At 53.9% G+C, this 347-nt stretch carries 1 protein-coding gene; it reads right to left on the bottom strand.

Features of this window, described 5'->3' with window-relative positions:
- On the bottom strand, nt 1-347 hold a 347-nt coding region (locus tag QU605_RS15400), incomplete at both ends, for a hypothetical protein (RefSeq protein WP_289726214.1).

Raw genomic sequence — 347 nt, 5'->3', positions numbered from 1 at the left:
ATAGCCGCGCCTCCGGCATCGTTGCCTTCTGTAAGTACACTGCCCAGATCCTGGATCTCGTTTGAGGAATCATTGTCGTTATCTGCCACTGAGATCGTCCCTCCTCCATCAGAGAGCGTGACATCCGTACCACTCTGGCTCAGGGTCTGAAGTTCATTGGTCGGATCCGCATCTGCATCGTCTACCAGAGAAGCTAAATCCACAGTAGCTGAGTTTCCATTCTCTATGTCAATCTGAAGGGAACTGCCCGTCAGGGTTGCACCGGTCAGATCCTGATCGTCGGTGCTTACCCCGCTGATGTCCACACTCTGGGTTCCCCCAGCGTCTGTCACCGTAAGGTTTGTTCC

This window comes from Robiginitalea aurantiaca (assembly GCF_030380815.1).
Taxonomy (GTDB): Bacteria; Bacteroidota; Bacteroidia; order Flavobacteriales; family Flavobacteriaceae; genus Robiginitalea; species Robiginitalea aurantiaca.
The sequence above is the reverse complement of the archived record's forward strand: the minus strand, read 5'-3'. Positions and strand labels throughout refer to the sequence as shown.